Annotated in this window: 5 protein-coding genes; 4 read left to right on the top strand and 1 reads right to left on the bottom strand. The window is 71.5% G+C overall.

The annotated features are described in order from the left end of the window. Positions 1-110 precede the first annotated feature (110 nt). On the top strand, positions 111-1,214 hold the full coding sequence (locus ACFW1A_RS38575) for a DUF4037 domain-containing protein (RefSeq protein ID WP_380418009.1): 1,104 nt from the start codon (positions 111-113) through the stop codon (positions 1,212-1,214). 251 nt (positions 1,215-1,465) lie between these two features. Beyond that, complete coding sequence (locus tag ACFW1A_RS38570; protein ID WP_380418006.1) at positions 1,466-1,978, top strand: hypothetical protein; 513 nt, start codon at positions 1,466-1,468, stop codon at positions 1,976-1,978. Positions 1,979-2,231: 253 nt separating this feature from the next. Here ACFW1A_RS38570 and ACFW1A_RS38565 read toward each other — a convergent pair whose 3' ends face one another. Continuing rightward, positions 2,232-3,455: an alpha/beta hydrolase family protein gene (locus ACFW1A_RS38565; RefSeq protein ID WP_380418003.1), complete on the bottom strand. Its 1,224-nt coding sequence runs from the start codon at positions 3,453-3,455 to the stop codon at positions 2,232-2,234. 98 nt (positions 3,456-3,553) lie between these two features. Between ACFW1A_RS38565 and ACFW1A_RS38560 the strand changes: the two genes are divergently transcribed. Together ACFW1A_RS38560 and ACFW1A_RS38555 are read left to right on the top strand one after the other, a co-directional pair. Further along, positions 3,554-4,165, top strand: a complete 612-nt coding sequence (locus ACFW1A_RS38560) for a TetR/AcrR family transcriptional regulator (RefSeq protein ID WP_380418000.1) — start codon at positions 3,554-3,556, stop codon at positions 4,163-4,165. A gap of 74 nt (positions 4,166-4,239) precedes the next feature. Beyond that, positions 4,240-4,848: an antibiotic biosynthesis monooxygenase gene (locus ACFW1A_RS38555; protein WP_380417998.1), complete on the top strand. Its 609-nt coding sequence runs from the start codon at positions 4,240-4,242 to the stop codon at positions 4,846-4,848. Positions 4,849-4,868: the final 20 nt, after the last annotated feature.

Raw genomic sequence — 4,868 nt, 5'->3', positions numbered from 1 at the left:
CAGGGCCACGAGCCCCAGGCCACCTGGGTCGCCGAAGGCCACCTGGACGAACTCCGAGCCCGCCTCGCCTGGAGCCGGGACCACCGGCACCTGATCGATCGGTGACACGCATGACGACACCCCCGTTCCTCCCCGGTCTGGAGCTCTCCCGGCGCTTCTACCACGAGGCCGTGCGCCCGGCGCTGGACGAGGCGGTCCCCGGGACCGTCCATTCCGCCGCCCGTCTCGGCAGCGGCTCGGAGGTCCTCGGATTCGACACCGCCCGCTCGGCGGACCACGAGTGGGGCCCCCGCCTGCAGATCTTCCTGAGCCCGCGGGACGCCACCCGGCACGCCGCGAGGATCAGGGACCTGCTCTCCGACCGGCTGCCGAAGACCTTCTGCGGCTATCCCACCCACTTCGCCTCCACCGGCGAGCCGGGCATCGGGTTCATGCAGACGACCGACGGTCCCGTCCACCACCGTGTCGACATCACCGACCCCGGAACCTGGTTCACCGCTCACCTGGGCTTCGACCCGCGCACGGACGTCACCCTGACGGACTGGCTGGCCACCCCCACCCAGCTCCTCGCCGAAGTCACCGCCGGCGCCGTCTTCCACGACGGGCTCGGGCAGCTCGCGCCGGCCCGCGCCAACCTCGAGTGGTATCCCCACGACCTCTGGCTCTACCTGCTCGCCTGCCAATGGCGGCGCATCTCCCAGGAGGAGGCATTCGTCGGCCGCTGCGGTGAAGTGGGCGACGAGCTCGGTTCCGCCGTCGTCGCCGCCCGGCTGGTGCGAGATCTGATGCGGCTGTGCCTGCTCATGAACCGACGCTACGCGCCGTACAGCAAATGGCTCGGTTCCGCCGTCGCCCGCACCCCTCAGGCAGCCGACCTCGTCCCTGTGCTGACCGCCGTCCTCTCGGCCACCGACTGGCGCACCCGCGAGCAGCACCTCTGTCGCGCCTACGGGGCCGTCGCCGATCTGCACAACCAACTCCGCCTCACCGACCCGGTCGACCCCACTACACGGCCCTACCACGGCCGGCCCTTCCAGGTCCTGCACGCCGAACGGTTCACCGCCGCGCTGACCGCCCGCATCACCGATCCCGCTGTGCGCATGCTGCCGATGGCCGGAGCGATCGACCAGTTCGTCGACAGCACCGACGTCCTCGGCCGTCCCGAGCTCACACGCGGCGTCGCCCATGCCGCACTCACCACCCCGAACCCGTGAACCCGGCCCCGTGAGAGGACTACCGCACCCTGCGCCCCACGGCCGACACGCTGCCGATCAGGCCGATGTCGGCCGGGAAACCGACGAGGGCGTGGGCGATCAGGAGCAGCTGCCCTCAAGGCAGGCCAGGTCGTCCTGCGTCTCGCCGACGAGGCCGAGCGGAGGAAAGCGGTGGTCTGAGGGGACGTCCTCGAACAGACCACGTCAGAACGGAGGCGAACGGTGCCCGATGCGGCACTAGGCTGGCGGAGGTGGGGACACAGCAGCGGAACTACCGGTACGTGGGCCCGGCCGAGCTGACGGCACTCGTCCGGCCCGGCGGTGGAGGCCGGACGATCTGCTCGCCGGCCGACTTCGCCGAGTGGGTCGCCGCACGAACACCGGACGAGTTGGCCGAACCGTTCACCTTCGTGGTCGACGCCGCCGGCGTGCTGCGCCTGGCCCCCCGCCGCAGCGAGCACGTGGTGTGCGCCGACGGCGGCGCGGTGCTGAGCGCCGGCGAGCTGAGCTTCCACGAGGAAGCCGGGCACTGGACGGTCGACGAGGTCAGCAACCAGTCCACCGGCTACTGCCCGGACATCAGCTCCTGGCCGGCCGTGGCCGCGGCGCTGGACCGGATCGGGATCGCTCGCCCCTCCGGCTTCACGCAGGAGCTGGTCTTCCGCCGCTGCCGTTCCTGCCGGGAGCTCGCCATCGTCCGGGAGCAGGACTTCGTCTGCCTCTTCTGCAGCGCCGACCTGCCGCTGGAGTGGAACGTGGCCTAGGTTCTCCGGCGCGTCGTAACCGTCGGTCCTGCACAGGCGCGCTGCCCGGCAACCTGGCGTCGGAGCGCAGGTCTTCCCCGAACGAGGCCCCCGCGCCACGGGAGCGAGACCGACCCGCTCCGGGTCGCGGCGACAGCAGGTCCGTAGGACAGAACCCGGCGGGGACAGGGCCCGCGACGCCGAGCGGTGATTCGGGGCCGCCGGCGGAGAGCACGGGAAGGCTGCTGCCCGGCGCCGCATCCCAAGAGGGTTCTCAAGCCGCGACGTTCCCCAGCGTGGAGTCCAACCAGTCGTAGATCCGCGCCTGGGACAGACGCATCGCGCCGGGGTGGCAGTGGGCGCCGGCACCCTCCTCCGCGGTGAACACCAGCAGGGTCTTCGGGCAGGTGAGGTGGTCGTACAGCTGCTCCGGCTGGCCCTTGAAGAACTCGTCCTCGGCGGCGTCGCAGACCAGCGTGGGGCACTGGATCCGCTCGGCGATGCCGCCCGCGAGGGTGTAGTCGAGGTAGGCGGCGTTGAAGGCGCGCGGGGTGTCGACGCCCATCACGTACATGCCGTGGTTGATCGCCCACCGGGCGGTCGGATCGGCGGCCATCACCTGGGCGAGCGACGCGTCGAGTGCGGGGGCGGAGTCGGCGCGCAGCAGGGCTTCGGCGGCCTCGCGGTCACCGGGGATGTTCCGCACGGACACCTGGCCGAGGTCGTAGACGCCGTCGACGGCGATCAGCGCGGCGAGACGGTGCTCGAACGCGGCGGCCCGGGGCGCGAGGATGCCGCCCATGCTGAGGCCGAGGAGGGCGATCCGGCTGCCGTCGACCTCGGGGAGGGCCTCGGCGAAGTCCACCACCGGAGTGATGACGTTCTCCCAGTCGGGGCGGAACGCCAGGCCCTGGTGGTGGCGCGGCCCGGGCTGGCCGGGGCCGTCGAAGGTCAGCACGGTGTAGCCGCGCTCGACGCCGGCCAGCGCACCGAAGAAGTGCATCTCCTCCGCCGTGCCGTCGAACCCGTTGTGCATGATCAGCGTCGGCCGCGGGGTCCCCGAGTCGTCGGCCCGGTAGAGGTAGCCGGGCAGCGTGGTGTCCTCGTAGGGGATCCGGACCGGCTCGATGATCGGGGTGAACAGCGCGGCCGCGGCGCGGAAGCACGCCACGCTGCGGTCGTACGCGTGGTCGTGGCGGGGGTCGCAGGGGTGGCCGTGCAGGAAGAACTCGGCCGACCGGTAGTAGTTCGAGGCCCGGAGGAACCCGTCCCGGGCGCTGATCCGGTGACCGCCGGCGAGCGCCTTCTCCGCCTCGCCGGAGACCCGGTCGGCGGTGGCCAGCCACTCCCGGTACCAGCTGTCGTAGTCGCCCTCGACGATCCGCTCGCCGGTGGCGACCACCTCGCCGAAGTCCGCGCCGCCGTAGGCGATGTGACTCATCGACCGCAGGGTCTCGTACCAGAACTGGGTGTTGTTCGGGAACAGCAGGTTCCGCATCGCACTCTCCTCATCCCCAAGCACAGATCTGTGCTTACGACGAGGACTCTAGACCCGCCGGAGCCCAATAAGCAAACATCTGTGCTTACGATGGGGGCGTGACTTCCAAGGAACCGACCGCACGCCTCCGCAAGAGCCCCGAGCAGGTCCGCTCGGCCGTCCACCAGGCGGTCGTCGACCTGCTCTCCGCCCCCGACGGCGGCGAGCTCACCATTCCCGCGATCGCCCAGCGCGCCGGGGTCAACCACACCAGCGTCTACCGGCGTTGGGGCAGTCGCGAGGCGCTGCTGGCCGACGTGGTCACCACCCGCCTGGAGCGGGACTGGCCGTTGCAGGACACCGGGACCCTGCGCGGAGACCTCACCGCGTGGGCACGCGCGGGAGTGGCGAGCATCCGCACGCCCGAGGGCCGCCTGCTCGTCCGGGCCGTCGCCCTCTCCATGCCGAGCAGCGCCGATGCCCAGGCGGAACGCGCACAGCACTTCCAGCGCCGCATCCACTCCATCGAGCGCATCCGCGAGCGGGCCGCCGCCCGTGGCGAACACCCGCCACCGCTGGAGCAGATCCTCGACCAGTTGGTCGCACCGCTCTACATCCGGGCGATCTTCGGCATCGACCCCCCGGCCACCGGCTACCCGGAACTCCTGGTGGACCGACTGCTCGGCACCGCGGGTGCACCGGACAGCGGGCAGCGGCCGAGCGCGACGTGATACCGGCTTGCGACGGCCCCTGCACCGGAGGAGCGTCGGAAGCAGGTATCCAGAGAAAGGATTGGGGGCCGCTGATGTACGTACGCACCGCTTACGTGACGGGCGATCCGGCCCAGATCGACCAGGCCCTGGACGGGTTGCTGGTGGAGGCGGTCAAGCTGCTCTCCGACCAGCCCGGCTACCGGGGTTACGGGCTCTTCGCCGACCGCGAGATCGGCAAGATCATCATGGGGAGTTGGTGGGACACCGCCGAACACGCCGAGTCCAGCAACGAACAGCTGCAGCAGCGACGGGCGGAGCTGCTGGCGCCCTTCGCCGCGTCGACGTCTGTGATGACGTCGGAGGCGCTGGCCTACACACCCAACCCGCAGGTCGAGGCGGGCGGCGGCTTCCGGATCGGGCGCTTCCAGATGCCGCCGGACCGGCTGGACGAGCTGACCGAACTGTTCCGCTCCACCGCCCTGCCCGCCTTCGAGGCCACGGCGGGATTCGCCGGCGCCACCCTGCTCGCCGACCGCGGCACCGGATTCGGCTCGGTCGGCACCCTGTGGGCCACCCGCGCGGCGCTGGCCGCCTCCCGCGGCGCCCAGGCCACGAGTCGGGCGAAGGCGACGGCGGCCACCCCGATGAACCTCATCGCCCTGGAGGAGTTCGAGGTGGTCCTCCTCGACCGCCGCGACTGACGTCAGCACGACGCACACCC

This window comes from Kitasatospora sp. NPDC058965 (assembly GCF_042741245.1).
Lineage (GTDB): Bacteria > Actinomycetota > Actinomycetes > Streptomycetales > Streptomycetaceae > Kitasatospora.
The sequence above is the reverse complement of the archived record's forward strand: the minus strand, read 5'-3'. Positions and strand labels throughout refer to the sequence as shown.